The sequence below is a fragment of the Janthinobacterium sp. BCJ23 genome, assembly GCF_059617945.1.
On the sequence record NZ_JCAQAW010000009.1, the window covers coordinates 72,637 to 90,886 of the forward strand.

At 63.3% G+C, this 18,250-nt stretch carries 13 protein-coding genes; 10 read left to right on the forward strand and 3 right to left on the reverse strand.

Going from position 1 to position 18,250, the window contains the following annotated elements; translation table 11 throughout:
• Positions 1-145 precede the first annotated feature (145 nt).
• Complete coding sequence (locus tag AC54AG_RS23375) at positions 146-646, reverse strand: winged helix-turn-helix domain-containing protein (RefSeq protein ID WP_223278908.1); 501 nt, start codon at positions 644-646, stop codon at positions 146-148.
• A gap of 467 nt (positions 647-1,113) precedes the next feature.
• Between AC54AG_RS23375 and AC54AG_RS23380 the strand changes: the two genes are divergently transcribed.
• The 10 genes from AC54AG_RS23380 to AC54AG_RS23425 all read left to right on the forward strand — a co-directional run bounded on the left by AC54AG_RS23380 (position 1,114) and on the right by AC54AG_RS23425 (position 10,008).
• Positions 1,114-1,350 carry a hypothetical protein gene (locus AC54AG_RS23380; RefSeq protein WP_034758874.1) on the forward strand — a complete coding sequence of 79 codons (237 nt, stop codon included), beginning with the start codon at positions 1,114-1,116 and terminating at the stop codon, positions 1,348-1,350.
• A gap of 397 nt (positions 1,351-1,747) precedes the next feature.
• The gene (locus AC54AG_RS23385; RefSeq protein WP_070304092.1) at positions 1,748-2,749 is read left to right on the forward strand and encodes an ABC transporter substrate-binding protein; all 1,002 of its coding nucleotides are present in this window, start codon (positions 1,748-1,750) and stop codon (positions 2,747-2,749) included.
• Between the two features lie 27 nt (positions 2,750-2,776).
• Positions 2,777-3,586 (forward strand): ABC transporter permease, encoded by an 810-nt coding sequence (locus AC54AG_RS23390; protein ID WP_496631707.1) that lies wholly within the window; start codon positions 2,777-2,779, stop codon positions 3,584-3,586.
• A gap of 11 nt (positions 3,587-3,597) precedes the next feature.
• Positions 3,598-4,389, forward strand: coding sequence for an ABC transporter ATP-binding protein (locus tag AC54AG_RS23395; protein ID WP_034786306.1), 792 nt, complete (start codon positions 3,598-3,600; stop codon positions 4,387-4,389).
• 30 nt (positions 4,390-4,419) lie between these two features.
• Positions 4,420-6,321 carry a sensor histidine kinase gene (locus AC54AG_RS23400; RefSeq protein WP_496631708.1) on the forward strand — a complete coding sequence of 634 codons (1,902 nt, stop codon included), beginning with the start codon at positions 4,420-4,422 and terminating at the stop codon, positions 6,319-6,321.
• The gene (locus tag AC54AG_RS23405) at positions 6,308-7,654 is read left to right on the forward strand and encodes a sigma-54-dependent transcriptional regulator (RefSeq protein WP_034758888.1); all 1,347 of its coding nucleotides are present in this window, start codon (positions 6,308-6,310) and stop codon (positions 7,652-7,654) included. The genes AC54AG_RS23400 and AC54AG_RS23405 overlap by 14 nt, the downstream gene beginning before the upstream one ends.
• Before the next feature lie 116 nt (positions 7,655-7,770).
• Positions 7,771-8,274 (forward strand): hypothetical protein, encoded by a 504-nt coding sequence (locus AC54AG_RS23410; RefSeq protein WP_496631709.1) that lies wholly within the window; start codon positions 7,771-7,773, stop codon positions 8,272-8,274.
• A 27-nt stretch (positions 8,275-8,301) separates the two neighbouring features.
• Positions 8,302-8,814: a hypothetical protein gene (locus AC54AG_RS23415; RefSeq protein ID WP_072456438.1), complete on the forward strand. Its 513-nt coding sequence runs from the start codon at positions 8,302-8,304 to the stop codon at positions 8,812-8,814.
• A 114-nt stretch (positions 8,815-8,928) separates the two neighbouring features.
• Positions 8,929-9,258 carry a hypothetical protein gene (locus tag AC54AG_RS23420; protein ID WP_139143439.1) on the forward strand — a complete coding sequence of 110 codons (330 nt, stop codon included), beginning with the start codon at positions 8,929-8,931 and terminating at the stop codon, positions 9,256-9,258.
• 69 nt (positions 9,259-9,327) lie between these two features.
• Positions 9,328-10,008 carry a hypothetical protein gene (locus AC54AG_RS23425; protein WP_139143440.1) on the forward strand — a complete coding sequence of 227 codons (681 nt, stop codon included), beginning with the start codon at positions 9,328-9,330 and terminating at the stop codon, positions 10,006-10,008.
• Positions 10,009-10,062: 54 nt separating this feature from the next.
• Here the strand turns inward: AC54AG_RS23425 and pbpC are convergent, their stop codons facing one another.
• On the reverse strand, positions 10,063-12,147 hold the full coding sequence (pbpC, locus tag AC54AG_RS23430; RefSeq protein ID WP_070304099.1) for a penicillin-binding protein 1C: 2,085 nt from the start codon (positions 12,145-12,147) through the stop codon (positions 10,063-10,065).
• 17 nt (positions 12,148-12,164) lie between these two features.
• Entirely contained in the window at positions 12,165-17,909 is a 5,745-nt protein-coding gene (locus AC54AG_RS23435) for an alpha-2-macroglobulin family protein (protein ID WP_496631710.1), read from the reverse strand.
• Positions 17,910-18,250: the final 341 nt, after the last annotated feature.

The window sequence follows — 18,250 nt, forward strand, 5'->3', positions numbered from 1 at the left end:
CTTGCAGTCTTTTCAATCAGACGACATGAAACGGCCTGTCCCAACGCCAAAAGCCGGGTTGCAACCCGGCTTTCGACATGCATCTGAGAATCAAAACCACAAGCATTCCGCCCGCCAGCCGCCAGGCGGCCGCTCAGACGCGTTTTTACTCGGCAGATTTTTGCTGCGGCGCTCCGAACAAGGCTGCCACCAGCGGATCGCGCGTCACGGGACCGCGGTTGACGCGGATGGCGTAATGCGTGTCATCGGCCAGGATGTGGAAGTGACGGCCGCTGCCTGCCATGCTTTGCTCGCGCAGGCCGGGACGGTCCTTGCGCGGTGGCGCGCCTTCGCGTTTTGGCTGGACGATGGCGGCCAGGAAAGCGCGCACGCGCTCAGGATCCGGTGTCAGCTGGTACACTGCCTTGCCCAAATAGGTGGCGGTGCCTTCGATGTAGCGGGCCAGTTCGATCACGCCCGCTTCGCGCAGGTCGCGGATGTATTTGCGGGCGCCCGATGGCGAAAACTTGAGGAACCAGGCGATTTCGTCTGCCAGCATCTCGTGCAGCGACAATTCGCCAATCAGCTTTTGCATGTTTTCGATGCGGCGCAGGGTGGCCGACGTCGAACGCACGCGCTCGATCGGTGCCATGGAAATGGGATTCATGCGTTCCGGGGGGATGGGTGCTGCGCGTTCTACCATTTGCGAGCCTTTTTCGGGGCTACGAAGTTCCTGGTGCGCTGCCTTTAATTCGCTCTTCACGTGAGACTGAGTCATTGCATGCATTTGAATACTCCTTTTAAACGATTGCCGGTAGCCCGGATTGTTAAGTTCTTGGCAATTTTTATACCAGAACGCCACGAATCCTGAGCGTCTGGGCACAGAATGCCATCCTGCTCCTCACTGGTCTGTGCGTTAACGAACATTAGAAGCAAGAAAGTGAAAAATATTGCCTTGTTGAATTATTTCTCTCAGTGCATCTATAAAAGACGTCTAAAAACGCTGCGCTCGCATACGCGCACAAAGTGAAATAGCGAACAGAAGCGTCGGCATCCTTGCAATAAATTCAAGCTTCGCGCGTGGCACCCGCCGCCCGCATTGCGCCAATCTTGATACTTTGCAAAGGAACCATCATGAATATGCCCAGTCTGCTGGCAGCCGCCGCCCTGATCACCTTGTCCGCCTGCAAAAAACCGGCCGACGCGCCGCTGCCCGAAACGGCGCCCAACCCCGCTTCCGCGCCACAAGTGATGCCGCCCCCTGTCGCGCCAGCCACGCCGGAAGCGGGTCCTGGCAGCACGACGCCGCCTGCGCCGCTGACGGACCCGGCCACCGCGCCGGCCCTGCCGCCCGCCACGGCGCCAAAGTAAGCCCGGCAGACAGAGCTATCCATCAGGCGCCCGCGCGGCGCCGCCCCTACTCCACGGGGGAGTTACGCGTTGCCAGCCTGTTTGCAACGCGTTTTTTTACGATTGGAGTCGGCCGCGCCATTTAGGTTCACCTGCTCCGAGCCCGCAAGCCGGTATCGAACCCGCCCGCCACAATGCGGCAATCCGCACAGTTTTTCCCCTCCCCGTGCGGAAAGGCGGAATCTCGTCATTTCCCAATTTCAATAGATTCAAATTAAACCTTTATAAACAATCACTTGCAATAAACGCCAAAATGCGCTCCACTGGCACGGAAGATGCTTTTATATTTTCATAGCCGCCATCAGAGCGGCGGCCTGACCCACTATATAAAAACCATCTACCTTTTGGAGACAACAGCATGGCAAGCACCTTCCGCATCTCGTCCTTTCTCAACACCAAGGCACTGGCCGTGGCCGTCGCCCTGGCCGCGCAATTCCCGCTGGCCGTCCACGCGGCCGATACCGTACGCCTGGGCAACCTGAAATTCGCCCATTACGGCGCCGTCGCCTACATGAAGGAAATCGCGCCGAAATACGACCTGAAGATCGAAGAGCGCATTTTCGCCAAGGGCCTCGACATCGTGCCGGCCATGATCGCCGGCGAAATCGACGTGTCCGCCAGCGCGCTGGAAGCGGCCATCACGGGCCGCGCCACGGGCTTGCCCGTGTACCTGGTGGGCGGTTTTGCCAAGGGCGGCGTGCAGATCGTCGGCCGTCCCGACCTGAACATCAAGGGTATCGCCGACCTGAAAGGCAAGAAAGTCGGCGTCACGCGCGGCGGTCCGCAGGAAATCCTGCTGTTTGCCGAATTGACCAAGGCCAAGCTGACCTGGTCCGACAAGCCGGGCAAGGACGTGCAGATCTTGTACATGGGCTACCCGGACTTGAACCAGGCGCTGCTGACCAAGGATATCGACGTCATGAGCCAGTCCGAGCCGTACTCGACCCAGGCCATCCACAAGAAATATGGCGCGGCCATCATCAAGCCCTACGACACGCCGCTGGGCGAGCCCGTGCGCGCGCTCGTGATGACGGAAAAGATGTACAAGGAAAAGCCGGCCGTGGCCCAGCGCTTCATGGATTGCTTCGTCGCCGCCACGCGCGCCTTCCTGGCCGATCCGAAACTGGCGGAAAAATACGTGCGCGAATCGATGTTCAAGAACCAGATCACCTCCGACGATTACCGCGATGCCATCGACAACGCCATCTTCACGGAAGACATCACGCAAAGCCACGTGCAGCTGACCACCGACTACATGGTGAAATTCGGCGTGGGCCGCATGGCCAAAGCGCCTGCCGCCAAGGATTGGGTCAAGCTGGATCTGCTGGAAAAAGCCAAGAAGTCCTACGCACCTCGCTAATCTGAAAGTGTCACGATGAATATTCAAATGATGAAACGCTTCGCGCACGGCGCCGCCGTGCCCGTCGCCGTGCTGCTGCTGTGGCAAGCCATGTCGACGTTCGGCTGGATCAACCCGCAAATCCTGCCCTCGCCCGTCGCCGTGGTCGTAAAATGGTATGAATACCTGATCCCCATGGAAGCGTACACGCCCGAAGCGGGCCATTACCTCGTGTGGATGTTCTCCGGCGAATTGCCGCACGACGCCTGGGCCAGCCTGTCGCGCGTGCTGGGCGGCTTTGCCATCGGCGCCGGCCTGGCCTTGCCTCTGGGCCTGCTGATGGGCACCAACAAGACCATCTATAAACTGTTCGACCCGCTGGTGCAGGTGCTGCGCCCGATTCCGCCGATCGCCTACATTCCGCTGGCGATCTTGTGGTTCGGCCTGGGCAACCCGCCCGCCTTCTTCCTGATCAGCATCGGTTCCTTCTTCCCCGTGCTGATGAATACCATCGCCGGCGTGCGCCAGGTCGACGGCATCTACATCCGCGCCGCGCGCAACCTGGGCGCCAGCCAGATGACGATGTTCCGCCGCGTCATCCTGCCGGCCGCCACGCCGTACATCCTGGCCGGCGCGCGCATCGGCATGGGCACGGCCTTCATCGTCGTGATCGTGGCGGAAATGATTGCCGTCAACAGCGGCCTCGGTTTCCGCATCCTGGAAGCGCGCGAGTACTTCTGGTCCGACAAGATTATCGCCGGCATGTTTACCATCGGCCTGTTCGGCCTGGCCATCGATATCGCCATGAATGCCCTGAATAATCATTTGCTGCAGTGGCACCGCGGCCTGGAACACTGAGAGGAACGGCCATGACCACGATCAATATCAATGCAGTCAATAAAATCTTCACCACGGGCGGCGCGGACGTCATCGCCCTGAAGGACATCAACCTGGAAATCGCCAGCGGCGAGTTCATCTGCCTGCTGGGACCGTCCGGCTGCGGCAAGTCGACCCTGCTCAACGCCATCGCCGGCTTCTCGCAACCGACGTCGGGCCAGATCCTGGCCGGCGGCAAGCTGATCACCGAACCCGGCCCCGACCGCGGCATGGTGTTCCAGGAATACGCGCTGTTCCCATGGATGACCATCGAGAGCAATATCGCTTTCGGCCTGGAAATCGCCGGCAAGACGCCAGCCGAGATCAAGGAACGGGTCGACATGCTGCTGAGCATGCTGGGCTTGACGGAATTCCGTGCCCGCTACCCGAAAGACTTGTCGGGCGGCATGCGCCAGCGCGTGGCCATCGCCCGCGTGCTGGCCCTCGATTCGCCGATCATGCTGATGGATGAACCGTTCGGCGCGCTGGACGCCTTGACGCGGCGCAACCTGCAAGATGAATTGCTGAAAATCTGGAAAGTCTTCGGCACCACCATCGTGTTCGTCACGCACTCGATCGAGGAATCGATCTACCTGGCCGACCGCACCATCGTCATGACCTACCGTCCCGGCACCATCAAGCGCGACGTGGCCATCGACCTGCCCCGCCCGCGCGACCCGAGCGACCCCGAGTTCAACCGCCTCAAGCGCATGCTGGGCGAGATGGTGATGGAAGAGCAACAGCGTCATCACAATGCCGAAACCATGGCCAGTACCGCCGATTGAGGGAGCTTGATTAAGCGACCGCAAACTTATTTGGGGTCTGACCCGGCGGGTCAGACCCCAAGGCTACTCGCCCCCCTGCTGGCCGTGGGGTCGCTGGCCGTGCTGACGTGGGCGTCGTATGCCTGGGTCAAGCAGCGCCAGCTCGACGAATTGCACCGCACCCTCGATTCGCGCGCGGAACTGTACGCGGCGTCCATCGGCGGCGCCCTCAACAAATACGAATTCCTGCCCCTGGCCGTGGCCCAGAGCGATGCGGTGGCGCAATTGCTGGAGCAGCCCAGCGCCGACAAAGTCGCGCAAATCAACGCCTACCTGGTCGACATGAACCGCCGCGCGGGCGCCTTTGCCGTCTACGTGCTCGACGACAAGGGCACGACCCTGGCGTCGAGCAACTGGCAGGACCGCAGCTCGTATGTGGGCGTCAACTATGGTTTTCGTCCGTATTTCAAGAACGCCATCGCGGGCGGCATCGGCCGCTTCTACGGTATCGGCTTTTCCACCTTCGAGGCCGGCTATTTCATTTCGCAGCCCGTGCAGCGCAACGGACGCATCATCGGCATCGTCGCCGCCAAGGTCAACCTGGACTGGATCGAGCAATCGTGGCGCACGCCCGGCGCGGGCGAACAGATCTGGGTCAAGGATGCGAATGGCGTGATCATCCTGGCCACGACACCGGCCTTCAAGTTCAAGACCCTGGCCCCGCTGTCGCCGGACGCCAAGAAAGACATCAGCGAACAGCGCCAGTTCCTGCAAGAAAATCTGCCCATCCTGCCGCACCGTGTCAGCCGCCAGTTCGCCGATGGCGCCAGTGTGATGACCCTGGAACGTCCGCAGACGGGTGACACCCCCGCCCTGTCCGGCAGCGCCGACTACCTGGCCGTGAACCGCGCGCTGGGGCCGCTGCAATGGCAGATCACCGTGCTGGCCGAACTCGACCAGGTGAATGAGGCCGCGCGCAACGCGGCCATCGCCGCCGCGCTGGGCTGGGCCTTGCTGCTGCTGGCCCTGATGTATGCGCGCCAGCGCCGGCGCCGCATCGCCGACAAGCTCAATGCGCAACAAACCCTGGCGCGCGCGTATGAACAGCTGGAAATCAAGGTCGAGCAGCGCACGGCCGACCTGGTCCACGCGAACGGCCGCCTGCAAGCCGAGGTGACGGAACGCGAGCGGGCCGAGCAAACCTTGCGCTATGCCCAGGCGGAACTGGTGCAAAGCGGCAAGCTGGCGGCCATCGGCCAGATGGCGGCAGGCGTCACGCACGAGCTGAACCAGCCGCTGGCCGCCCTGCAAACGTTTTCCGACAATGCCAAGGTCTTCCTGGCGCGGGGCCAGATCGACGATGCGCTCGATAACCTGTCGACCATTTCCGACCTCGTCAAGCGCCTCGGCTATGTGACGTCGCAACTGAAAGGTTTTGCGCGGCGCAGCGACGATGCGCGCAAGCCCGTCAGCGTGCGCCAGGCGTTCGCGCAAACCATGCTGCAAATCCGTACACGCAAGAACTCGCAGCGTTTGACCCTGCATGAAAGCTGGCTGGAGGACGACATCATCGTGCTGTGCAACGCCATTGGCTTGGAACAGGTGTTTACCAACCTGATCACCAATGCCATGGATGCCGTGCCGGAAAACGAACCCGTGCAAATCTGGTTCCAGGTGCGCCGCGAAGGCAGCCTTGCCGTGCTGCATATCACCGATAATGGCCCCGGCATCCCGCTGGCCTCGCTCGACAAGATATTCGACCCCTTCTATACCACCAAGGAACACGGGCTGGGCTTGGGTTTGTCGATCAGCGCTGGCATACTGCGCGCGGCGGGCAGCGCCCTGGCCGTGCGCAACCGCAGCGCGCAGGAAGGGGGCGGCGCACAATTTACCATCACCCTGAGCTGCGACCCGGGGGAGAGAGACAAGGAAACATCTGATGCACGAGAATAATTTTGAAGGCATGCAAGTGCTGCTGGTGGAAGACGACGCCGTCGTGCGCAAGGGCGCACGGCAATCGCTGGAACTGGCGGGCTTGCAAGTGACGGCCGTTGCCACGGCCGAGGAGGCGCTGCCCTATCTGGTGCCCGAATTTGCCGGCATTTTATTGAGCGACATCAAGCTGCCCGGCATGGATGGCTTGAAACTGCTCGATATCGCCGTAGCGCAGGATGCCAGCCTGCCCGTCATCCTCGTCACGGGCCACGGCGACGTGTCGATGGCCGTGGGCGCCATGCGCCGTGGCGCCTACGATTTCATCGAAAAACCGTTTTCCGCCGACTTGCTCGTGGAAGTGTGCCGTCGCGCCCTCGACAAGCGCCACCTGGTGCTGGAAAACATGAACTTGCGCCGCCAGCTTGAGCAGCGCGTCGGCATCGAAGCGCGCATCGTGGGCCGCAGCGCGGCCATGGCCAAGGTGCGCCAGCTGGTGCTGAACCTGGCGCCGAAATCGGCCGACATCATCATCCTCGGCGAAACGGGCACTGGAAAAGAACTGATTGCCCGCTGCCTGCACGACTTCAGCGAGCGGCGCGACCATCCGTTCGTGGCGATCAACTGCGGCGCCCTGCCCGAATCGATCTTCGAATCGGAACTGTTCGGCCACGAGGAAGGCGCGTTTACGGGCGCGCAGCGCCAGCGCATCGGCAAGATCGAATACGCGAACGGCGGCACCTTGTTCCTCGATGAAATCGAAAGCATGCCGCTGGCCCTGCAAGTGAAACTGCTGCGCGTGCTGCAGGAGCGGCAGGTGGAGCGGCTCGGTTCAAATAAACTCATTTCCGTCAATTTCCGCGTCATCGCCGCGGCCAAGGAAGACTTGAATGTGCTGGCGGAACAGGGGAAATTCCGTCCCGACCTGTATTACCGCCTGAACGTGGCCAGCCTGACCCTGCCGGCCCTGCGCAACCGGCGCGAGGATATCCCGCTGCTGTTCGAATTCTTCGTGCTGCAGGCGGCGCTGCGCTACGGCCAGCCGGCCGCCCTCGTCAGCGGCGAGCTGATCGCGTCCCTGATGGCGCAGCGCTGGGCCGGCAATGTGCGCGAGCTGCACAACGTGGCAGACCGCTTCGTGCTGGGCCTGCTCGACGACACCCTGAGCCCGGCCGGCTGCCGCGAAGCGTCGCTGGCCGAGCAGGTGGACACGTTCGAGATTTCCATCATCGAGGAAGCCTTGCGCCGCCACAACGGCAACGTCATCGATGCGGCGGCCAGCCTGAATATTCCAAAGAAAACCCTGTACGACAAGCTCAAGCGTTTCGACATTTCGACCGAGCAATTTCGCTGACGCCTGCGCCACGGCCAGCCATGCACCCACAGCCGCGGGCGGCGCGCTCCTACTTGCCGCCCTGCCCGCGCGTGCCAGAATCGGTACTCCACTTCAAGCCACGAGAAGGAGTTCCCATGAAACCATCTGCATTGATGCTGGCCACCCTGCTGCTGGGCGGCGCAGCCGCCCTGGCTCAGGCGCAATCGACGGGCAATAGCAATACCACGGGCAACACTGGCAACACTGGCAACACGGGCACGGCGGCCCAGCAAGATACGCAGCAAAATACGCGACAGGATGACACGACGCCGCGCAAGCATGACAAGAAGCAGAAGCAGAAATCCGGCAAATCGCGCAACCATGATACGACGGGACAATCCACCAGCGGCACCAACTCGGGCGGCGGTACCCCGGGCAGCGCCGGCCAGTCCGCAGGCAACGCTGCGCGCAGCGGCACGCAAAACATGAACGGCAACACGGGCGGCACAGGCACGTCGGGGACTTCGGGCACGTCAGGGACGTCGGGGACTTCCGGCAATACCGGCAACTCTGGCACGTCGGGTAACACCGGCAACACCGGCAATTCCGGCACCACGGGCAACACGGGCGTGGTCCCGCAGCGCCAGCCCGGCCGCTAAGCGCCGGCAACGCGGCACGGGATAGCCATGACGGCGCTGCAGGCCGCGCTGCTGCTGCACGGCCTGCTGGGCGGGGCCGACGTCATCCTCAACCACGAGCTGCTCGTGCGGCTGCCGTCGCGCCCGGGCGCGGCCGCCGAGCAGCGCCTGCACAGCGCCCGCGAAGTCATCTTCGGCCTGCTGTTTCCCTCGCTGGGCCTGTTCAGCTGGCATGGCTGGCTGGCCTGGTGGCCCGTGGCACTGCTGCTGGCGGAGATACTGGTCTCGCTGCGCGACACCGTGGTCGAAGGCGACACGCGCCGCTTGCCCGTGCCCGAACGCATCCTGCACGTCCTGCTGTTCATCAACCTGGGCGTGATCGCCACCTTGCTGCTGCAAGCGCTGCCCGGCTGGCTTGCCCTGCCGGCCGCCATGCAGGCCCTGCCGCCCGGCGGACCCGGCCAGTGGCTGGCCGCCATGGGCGCCATCTCGCTGGCATGGTCCGTGCGCGATGGCCTGAGCGCGCGGCGCCTGCGCTTGCGTGCGGGCCGACATGCGTGAACACTGGCAATATGCTCACACGCGCATGCGGCATATTCCTACTTGGAAACGGCAGCACGCATGTGACAATCCAGTCTCGACAGCAACTCCCAACTTTTACACAGGATACGCACCATGAAAACTCCCGCTCTCTTGCTGGCCGCCACCCTGATGACCGTTGGCGGTGCCTGGGTGCAAGCCCAGTCGACGACGAATCTGAACCAGACGGGCAACCACACCAACAATGCCAGGGACCCGGGCCAGCAATCGGATGCCTCCGACAAGCTCGACAACAAAGGCAAGCTGGTCCACGATGGCAAGGCCAGCAAAACCCGCACGGACAAACGCACGCGGCGCGGAAAACCGACGGCCAATCATCGGGACAAACCGCACAGCGGCACGCCCACCGAGCCGCCAGCGTCCACACCTGCGGTGCCCAGCATCCCCATCGCCCCCACGAAATAGTGTCTGCGCTGCGCCATGTTGCTTCCAAGCACGCTATCATCACGCCTTTACAAGATAGCCAGGAAGACAATGAAAGCAGCATGGTGTGGAATGATGGCGGCGGGCGTATTGGCGGCCGCGAGCGTACAGGCGGCGCCCACGGTGGGCGAGTGCATGGAACTGACGACGGGCATCAAGTTCAGCAAGAACAATGGCGACGCACAAGTCAACGTCGAGGAACTATTCGAGGGCAAGAAACAAAAGGGCACGCAGCTGATCCTCAACGGCGGCGTGCTGCTGGCCACCTCCTACCAGGACATCCGCGATGGCCAGGTATTCCTGACGGGCAACGTCCACTACAATGAAGACGGCACCGTGCGCAGCAAGAACGTCTACACGCCGCAGTCCGCCATCCCCGCCAACATGCGCCCCGGCCAGGAAGTGCGCGTGCAATTTTCGGACACGCAAACGAGTACCCACTACCCGCTGGCGGGGCTCTCCGACAAGATCACCACCTCCACGCGCACGGACGAACGCAATTTCTCCATCACCTTCCTCGGCTGGGAACGCCTAGAACTGGGCGGCCGCCGCTTCCCCGACGCCTGCAAGTTCGAACTGCATGACGTGGGCGGCAAAAGCAAAGGCAAAAGCGGCGAATACGTATGGTACGCGCAGGGTTTCGGCGTAATCATGACGGACAAGCTCGACAAGAATGGCGAGGTGCAACCGGCGTACCGGATTGCGCTGACGAACATCCTCAGCGCACCGTAAATATTTTTTGATTATATTGCGCTAGAAGCTGGCCAAGGACACGGTTCATCCCGCCTAGTTCAGCGACGCCAGCGCATTGCCCCGCACCTGGAACGCCACCTTCGCCACCGTCTTGCCCGCATCATCGACCAGCGCCAGCGCATGCTTGCCCGGCACGGGGCGCCAGCTGATGCTGTCAAGCGCCGCGCCCAGGTCCTTGCCGTCGAGCACCCAGCGCAAGGCATGGCTGCCCTGGGCCTGGAAGAACACGCGCTGCAAGGCTGGCGGGATGTCGGGGTCGATGGCGAGGATGCTGTCTTCGGCCGGATACACGATGGCAGGCGGCTTCACGGTGTCGCCCAGAACGGCGATGACGGGGCTTTCCGTGCCGGCGATAAACCATTCGCGGCGCGGCGCTTCGAGTGCGGGCTGGTAGGCCACCATCTGCTGCAATACGCCGGGCGGCGCTTTCGGGGCGTGGCTGGGCACGTTCTTGTGCAGATAATCCATGACGTCGCGCCACACGGGCGCGGCGCCCGTCACACCCGACACGTCCCACATGGGCTTGCCGTCAAAGTTACCCACCCAGACACCCACCGTGTAGCGCGCCGAGTAGCCCATGCACCAGTTGTCGCGCATGTCCTTGCTCGTGCCCGTCTTGACGGCGCTCCAGAAATTCGTCCCCAGTTCGTTGCGCAAGCCAAACGTCATGCTGCGCGCGGCGCGGTCGGCCAGGATGTCGCCAACGATGAAGGCGGCGCCCGGCTCCATCACACGGCGCCGGTCCTTGCCAGCCTGGCCCGGCTGCAGGCTGGCCGTGCTGTACAGCCCGCCATTGGCCAGCGCGCGGTAGGCGTTGGCCAGTTCCAGCAAGGTCACTTCGGACGAGCCCAGCGCCAGTGACGGGCCGTAGTACTCGGCCGGTTCCGTCAGGCTCGACAGGCCCACTTCCTTGAGGCGGTTGTAAAAACCGTCCTGCCCCGTCAGCAGCACCGTGCGCACGGCGGGAATGTTGAGGGAACTGGCAAGGCTGGTGCGGGCGCTGACGTAACCCTTGAAATTGCGGTCGTAGTTTTGCGGCGCATACATGCCGGACGCCGTGGCGACGTCGAGCGGCGAGTCGTCCATGACGGACGCGGCCGTCATCAGCCGGCGCTCGATCGCCAGTTCATATAGAAATGGTTTCAGGGTGGAACCGGCCTGGCGCAGGGCCGCCACGCCATCGACATGGCTGCCGCCCGCATTGCCGACATAAGCGAGGATCTCGCCGCTGCGGTTATCTAACACGATGATGGCGCCATCGTTGACATTGCGCTCGCGCAAGGAGGCCAGCTGCTGGCGCAGGTTTTCCTGCGCGAAGCGCTGCAAAGGACCATCGAGGGTGCTGGCGACCTGTGCACCGGGCTGTTTCAGCAACTGCTGCGCCACTTGCGGCGCCGGCGCCAGTTCCGCGGCCAGCGCGTTGCGCTGCAAGGCCGTCTGCACGCGCTGGCCGATCAGCTGGCAGCTGCTGTCCATGCGCCACTCTTTTGCCAGCGCGCAGGCACGCCGCGTGACGGTGGCCGGCGGCGCGTTCGGCGCGCGCACGAGGCTGGCCAAAATGATGGCGTCCGTCTGGTTCAGGCCGGACGGCGCCTTGCCGAACAGGCTGTACGAGGCGGACGCGATGCCTTGCAGCTCGCCGCGGAACGACACCAGATTCAAATACGCTTCAAAAATCTGCGCCTTGCTCCAGCTGTCTTCGATGGCTTGGGCCGCGCGCATCTGGTCCCATTTCTGGCGCAGGCTGCGTCCGCCCGAGGACGCCTGCAAGTCCGCGTCCAGCTGGCCCGCCAGCTGCATGGTGATGGTCGAGGCGCCCCGGGGCTTTTTCGAAAACAGATTGTCCCAGGCGGCCGTGGCCAGCGCGGACACATCCACACCGCCATGCTGCATGAAGCGCTGGTCTTCCGCCAACAGCACGGCCTGTTGCACGGCCGGTGAAATATCGGCCAGCGGCACCCACGGCAGCCGCCGCACCTTCATGTCCACGCGCAAGGATTGCAGCGGAGCGCCGCTACGGTCGAGCAACTGCGCTTCCGAACTGCGGTAGGCGGCTTGCACCTGGGCCGGCGTCAGGACCGCCTCGGCAAAGACCGGGCCGGCCAGCAGGCAGCCCATCAGTAAAACCTTGCCTTTCACTGCCCCACCTTCACATTCACGTTCGGCGACTCGCCAAACATTTCGGGCGAATACATGGCTTCGATGCGCGTGGCCGGCAGGCTGAAGTCGCCGGCATTGTTCAGGCGCACCGTGTATTCCACGCTCCAGCTGCCCTTCGGCACGAACGCGTAATACGCGCGGAAGGCGTCGAACGCGCGTTCCTCGAACGTGGGCCAGACCCAGCCCGTGGACTTTTCGCCGGCCGTCATCAGCTGCGAATCACGGCCCAGGCCATTGCCCAGCACGGTGGCACTGGCGGGAATCGGGTCGTCGACCACGACCCAGCTCATGTCCGCCTGCGCCGACAAGTCCAGGCGCACGCGGTAGACGTCGCCGCGCGACCATGCGCCCGCCGTCTTCTGTTCCACCGGCGTAACGGTTTTCTTGATCGTGTAGCCGCTGGACACGGGCGCCTTGAGCGGGATGGCCGCCAGGCTTTGCACGGTGGCCCACGGTTTGCCCGTGCCGCTGTGTGCCAGGCCCAGGGTGTCCGTGCCCTTCGGCCACGCTTGCAGCACGGGGCCCACTTTCGCCGCGCCGTTCCACACGAGCGCTTGCGTATCGCCGCCCAGCTTGACTGCGCTGGCGCCCGTCACCGGTGTGGATTCGAACTTGGCCGAGAACTTGTTAATGGCCAGGGTGCCCCAGGCGTTGGCTACCGTCGTATCCCAGCGGCCCTTCTTCTGGCGGCCCATGCTGCCGCGCACGAGGCGGCCGATGTCGTCTTTCCACGCCGGGTTGTCCATCACGGCCAGCAGCAGGCGGTTGGCGTTGACGTCGCCCGAGACCATCAGCCACCACCAGTTATCCTTGCGCTCGGTGGAAAAGCCCATGGTCGTGCCCTGGAAATTCAGGCGCGAACGCAAAATCTGCTGCGCCTCGGCCAGCAGCGCATCGCGGCGTGCCAGGTTTGGCGTGCGCTGCAGCAACAGGCTCCAGTCGATCACGGCCGAAGTCGGCCACAGGTTCGGGTTGATGCTGATGCTTTCCAGCGCATCGGGCGGCACTTTGTTCGAACGCGACAACGCTTCCAGTGCGGCGAGCTTGCGCACGGCCAGGTCCGTCGTATCCAGCGCGGAACGGCGCACGATGCGGCCCTGTACGAAGGCCGTCAAAGCCGCTTCCATGCGGTTTTTCGTCTGTTCGGGAATCGCATAGCCCGCTTCTTTCGTTGCCGACAACACGTAGGCCGTCAAGCTGTCGCTGCCTTGTTCCATGATGGGGAAGTATTTCAGCATGCCGTCGCCATCCAGGTAGGCGGGCAGGCTGGCGGCCAGCTTGTTCCACGCCTCTTGGTCTTGCAGCGCGATGGCCTTCGACGTGTTTTGCTCGAAGCAGGTGTACGGATACGCGGCCATGTACTCGCGCACACCTGGCAGCTCACCGCCGAGCTTGGCGACAAAGCTGGTCTGGATACCACCCCGGCCCGGCAAGGCGCCGGCCGGCATTTGCACGGGCAGATTGATGGGCTTGTCGACTTGCTGCAAAGTGGCCTGGTACGTGCGTACGGGCGTGGCCTGGCCCACCTTTTGCGTGATTTTCAGTTTATCGGTATGGCTACCTGCCTTGGCGCCGATCTCCCACACAATCTGCTGCGCACCGAGCGGCACCTGGTAATCCCAGCCTACTTCGCGCGCTTCGCCCGCCGCCAAGGTCAAGCTCTGGCGTGGCAAGGCCTTGCCCGCCGCGCTGGCGTTCAGGTCCACGCTCAAGGACGCGGCTGAGGTGTTGCGCACGGTGAAACCGGCGCGCAACTGGTCGCCTTCGCGCACGAGGGTCGGCAAGCCCGACATCAGGATCAAGTCTTGCGAGCTGCGGATGTCCGTGCTGCCCGTGCCGAACAGTTCCTTGCCGGCGCTGGCGATGGCGACGATGCGAAACGCCGTCAATGAATCGTTGAGCGGCACTTGCACGGTCGCTTCGCCCTTGGCGTCGAGCTTGACCGTGCCCTTCCAGAACAGCAGGGTATCGAACAGCTCGCGGCTGGCGCCCTTGCCGCCGCCACCGCCGGCCGGGAAGGCCTTGCGGCCGAAGTGGCGCTTGCCGATCACCTGCATCTGCGCCGTCGCCGTTTCCACCTGCAGGCTGCGCTGCGCCATCATGGTGTCGAGCAATTTCCAGCTATCGTTGGGCATCAGTTCCAGCAAGCCCGTATCGACGGCCGCCAGCGCCACTTCGGCGCCGACTGGCAACGGTTTACCGTCGGCGCGGCGCACGCGCACGGACACCTCCGCCTTGTCACGCGTCTTGTACACCTCCTTGTCGGACACCACCATCACGTTCAGTTCATGCGCCTGCCACCCCACGTTCAGCGGTGCAATGCCCATCTTGTAGGCCGGCTTGCCCAGGTCAACCAGCGCCGTCGGCTGCACGCCGTCCACCCTGCCCCGCACGACAAACACGGACACGTACACATTCGGCGCGTAGTTCGGTTTGACCGGGATATTCACCACCGGTTCCCGGCCATTGAGCTGGCGCACATAGGTATCGAGGATGCCTTCGCGCTCGACCGTGATCAGCGCCGTGCCCGAACGGAACGGCATGCGCACCTGCAAGCTTGCTTCCTGGCCCGGTTCATAGCGTTTCTTTTCAGGCAGCACGTCGATGCGGTCATTGTCGCTGGCGTTGAACCACCAGTCGCCGCCGCCGGCCACCCACGTTTCGCGGTTGGCGACAGCCGCGTTACCGGACGCATCCTGCGTGCTGGCGCGCAAAATCAGGTTGCCGCTGGCGGGCGCCTTCACGTCGCACATCAACAGGCCCTTGCCATCCGTCTTGCCCGAGCACGCCGGGCCCAGCTTGACCACTTCGCTGCTGTTTTCATATGCATAGAAGCCGCCGATCAGCCGACGGCGGTGCGAATAGCTGTTGCGTTGGAAGAAATCAACGGCGACCGGGGCATTCGCCACGGGCTTGCCATTGGTGCCGAGCACGGCCACGGTGAACTTGAAGGCATCCTTGCTCAAGGCCCAGGCGTCGGGCTTGATGCCGATCAGATAGTTTGATGGCCACAGCGGGACGCGCGTGGCGACCGATGCCGTCTCGCCATTCGCATCCTGGAACGCCATTTCCGCCACCAGGTCGCGCGGCGTGGACAGCTGCGGCAGCTGGTCGATGACGATGCGCGCGCCGCCCGCCTTGTCCAGGGCCAAGCTTTGCGTGCGCGCGGCAGCCGCGCCTGCACCGGCATGCCCGCCATTGCCCTCGTCCTGCCACCCGCCCTCATCGTCGTCGTAGCCGGTGCCCTGTTTCACAAGACCTTCCTTCACGTCGCCATTGCTGAAACTGAAATCGGGATAATCGGCAAACGTCACGCTCTTGTCTTGCAGCACCGTGCGCAGCTTGACAGGCGCGTTGGTGGCCGCGCCACCGGCCAGATACGTGATTTGCGCATCAAGGGCCAGCTGCCTGGCCTGCACGGCGGGCGCTTTCGGTCCCTGCAGCACGGCTTTCATGGTGGGTACGCGGAACGCTTCCACACGGAAACTGCCGGATGGTCGGCCCGCCATCGTCACGCTGTACTCGCCCTGCTTGGCGTCGGCGGGGATGACCCAGTCGCTTTCCGCCGTGCCGCTGGCGGACCAGCGCAGCGGCAATTGATAGTTCTGGTCGCTGCCCTGGTGCGTGATGACAACGGAGGTGGCGCTGCCGGGGCCATTGTTCTTGTCGACCAGGCTCATGCCCTCGCCCGTGTGCTTGCGTATGAAATGCTTCATGTGCACGGTTTCGCCGGCGCGCAGCAAGGTGCGGTCAAAAACCGTCGCCAGCAGGGTGTTGTCGGCGCGCGTGTCGTCCGTGGGCAAATTGAAACGCCACGCTTCGATGCCGCCCACCCAGTCCGACAGGGTGAACGTCATGTCGCCGCCGCTGCGCGCGCTGATAAAGTAGCGGCCATTATTCTTGCAGCTGGAATTGGCCAGCTCGCCGGGAATATGCGCCACGCCGTCCGCGCCCGTGGCGCCTTGCCACAGCAGCTTGCCGGCGCAGTCGCGCACGGCCACTTGCGCTTTCGCAACAGGCGCGCCCTTGTCGAGCGACGTCACCCACACGAGCGACGATTGCGCGCCATGCTTGAAGTGGGCCGCCAGATTCGTCACCAGCGCGGCCGTGCGGATGTAGGCCGTCGTCGGTTTGCCCAGCAGCACTTTGCCGAGGATGGGGCTGGCCAGTTCGACCACGTAAAAGCCCGGCTTTTGCAGCGGAATGCCGATCACTTCAAAGGTTTTCTTGCCATCGGGACGGGGCAGGCTGATAGGACGCGTGCCGGACGCGCCCGCCAAGACGGATTTGCTCATGTTGCCCGCATATTGCGCGTAGGGCTGCCAGTATTCGCCCCCGTCGCCATTGCCGGCCAGGCGCTGCATCCACTCGATGATGAACTTGTCGTCATTATCGGGCACGCGCAAGGTGGCGCCAGTGGCTGCTGCGGATGGCTGCACGACTTCCTTGCCCGTCAGCACGGGTTCGATATTGCGCACGGTGACGGGCAGCAAGCCATCACCCTTCGCTTCGATGATGCCGAACGGGGCCGGGAACTTGAGCAGCGGCGGCTGTTCGCCCGTACGCACCGTCATGGGGAAGCGCGCGCGGTTGAGCAAGGCGCGGCCCGCGTCATCCGTCAGCTTCGGCGGCAGGCTCAAGACAAAACTCGCTTGCACGGGGAAGGGGCCGTTGAAGGCGGCGCTGTACAGGAATTCCGCCTTTTCTTCCTCTTTTGAAATCGTCGGTACATACGTCTTGCCGCCGCCCTTCAGGGTCATGGCGCGCACCAGCGATGCTTTCACGGGCGCGGAAAACTGCACGCGCATGGGCAGGAAGGGTATGCATTGCTCCTTCGGGTTGCTGCGCTCGCAGCTGAACTTGGCCGTGAAGTCGGGACGCGTCTTGAACTGCAGGGTTTGCGCTTTCTCCGTGGCGATGCCGCTGGCACTGGCGATGCCCTCGCCCCACACGAGCGACACCTTGGCGTTGGCGGGGAAGCTGCGCTTGCATTGCAGCACGGTGACGGGCAACGGCGGCGCGCCTTTGCTGGCCACGGGCATGCCCGCTTTCCATACGACGCCCCGCTTCTTGAAGTACACGGTCAGGTAGCGGTCGAGAAAGCTCTTACGCAGGGTCAATACCTGCTCCAGTTCCTTGCCTTTGAACAGGCGCACAGGAATCTTTTCATTGATGCCATCGGCGCGGCAATACGCATTCGCGGCCACGCTGGCCTCGTTCGGCGCGGCGTCGAGGCCCAGCACGAAGATCTGGTTTTCATCGATGTACGGCTGGCCGTCATACGGTACGGCCTCGACGATGGCCGGGCCGCCCGTGGTGAAACGGTAGGACGTCGTCCCCTGCAAGGCCTGGCCCGCCTGGTCCTTCAGCCCCGGCTTCAAGGTGAAGCTGCAGGCCACGCCGGCTGGCAAGTCGCGCTCGAAATCGAAGTTCCAGTTGCGCTCGTCGGCCCAGCGCCCCGCGCCCGCCACGACGCCAGGCTCGGCCTTGCCGCAATCGATGGCGAACGGCGCGGGCAAGCCCATGTCGCCGAACGGCACCATCGGCGTGGCGAACTGGGCCCGTACCTGGCGTACGGCCTTGACCGTGCCGCTCGGTGAAAACACGGATACGCCGCTATCGGCCCAGGCCGGCGTCGCCGAGCCCAGCGACAGCAGCAGGCACAAGGCCCCCAGTTTGCCAGTCAGCGGGGAAGAAAAAATACGGGGCAGGTCAGGCACGGGTGACTCCTTGATGAAAAGTGGCGGAGCTGGCTGCAGCGCGAAAAGTTGCTTGGCGGAAGCCTGAAAAAGCAACGGAACGCGGCAGGAATACAACATCAATGTAATATTAGTTATCAAGCTCATCATTGTTGCTAATATACAGTGGCATGCAGGTGACAAGTCGTACGATTGCCTCTTGCCGCGGCGCCAGGAAGTGGCGTGCTTGTAAAAGTTTCACCTAGCAAATTAGTTTTTTTCAACAGCAAAGTCGTTGTCGTGAATCTGCAACACCATTGATATACCGCAATGCTTTGTGCGCCAGCGCACCGACCACCTGAACCTGCAACCGTATTCTCTAG

Excerpts from the sequence above, each read along its gene's own strand:
- AC54AG_RS23390 (WP_496631707.1), top strand. The coding sequence starts at position 2,777 with ATGATGAAACGCTTCGCGCACGGCGCCGCCGTGCCCGTCGCCGTGCTG.
- AC54AG_RS23425 (WP_139143440.1), top strand. The coding sequence starts at position 9,328 with ATGAAAGCAGCATGGTGTGGAATGATGGCGGCGGGCGTATTGGCGGCC.
- AC54AG_RS23375 (WP_223278908.1), bottom strand. The coding sequence starts at position 646 with ATGAATCCCATTTCCATGGCACCGATCGAGCGCGTGCGTTCGACGTCG.
- AC54AG_RS23410 (WP_496631709.1), top strand. The coding sequence starts at position 7,771 with ATGAAACCATCTGCATTGATGCTGGCCACCCTGCTGCTGGGCGGCGCA.
- AC54AG_RS23405 (WP_034758888.1), top strand. The coding sequence starts at position 6,308 with ATGCACGAGAATAATTTTGAAGGCATGCAAGTGCTGCTGGTGGAAGAC.
- AC54AG_RS23395 (WP_034786306.1), top strand. The coding sequence starts at position 3,598 with ATGACCACGATCAATATCAATGCAGTCAATAAAATCTTCACCACGGGC.
- pbpC (WP_070304099.1), bottom strand. The coding sequence starts at position 12,147 with ATGGGCTGCCTGCTGGCCGGCCCGGTCTTTGCCGAGGCGGTCCTGACG.
- AC54AG_RS23420 (WP_139143439.1), top strand. The coding sequence starts at position 8,929 with ATGAAAACTCCCGCTCTCTTGCTGGCCGCCACCCTGATGACCGTTGGC.
- AC54AG_RS23415 (WP_072456438.1), top strand. The coding sequence starts at position 8,302 with ATGACGGCGCTGCAGGCCGCGCTGCTGCTGCACGGCCTGCTGGGCGGG.
- AC54AG_RS23380 (WP_034758874.1), top strand. The coding sequence starts at position 1,114 with ATGAATATGCCCAGTCTGCTGGCAGCCGCCGCCCTGATCACCTTGTCC.
- AC54AG_RS23385 (WP_070304092.1), top strand. The coding sequence starts at position 1,748 with ATGGCAAGCACCTTCCGCATCTCGTCCTTTCTCAACACCAAGGCACTG.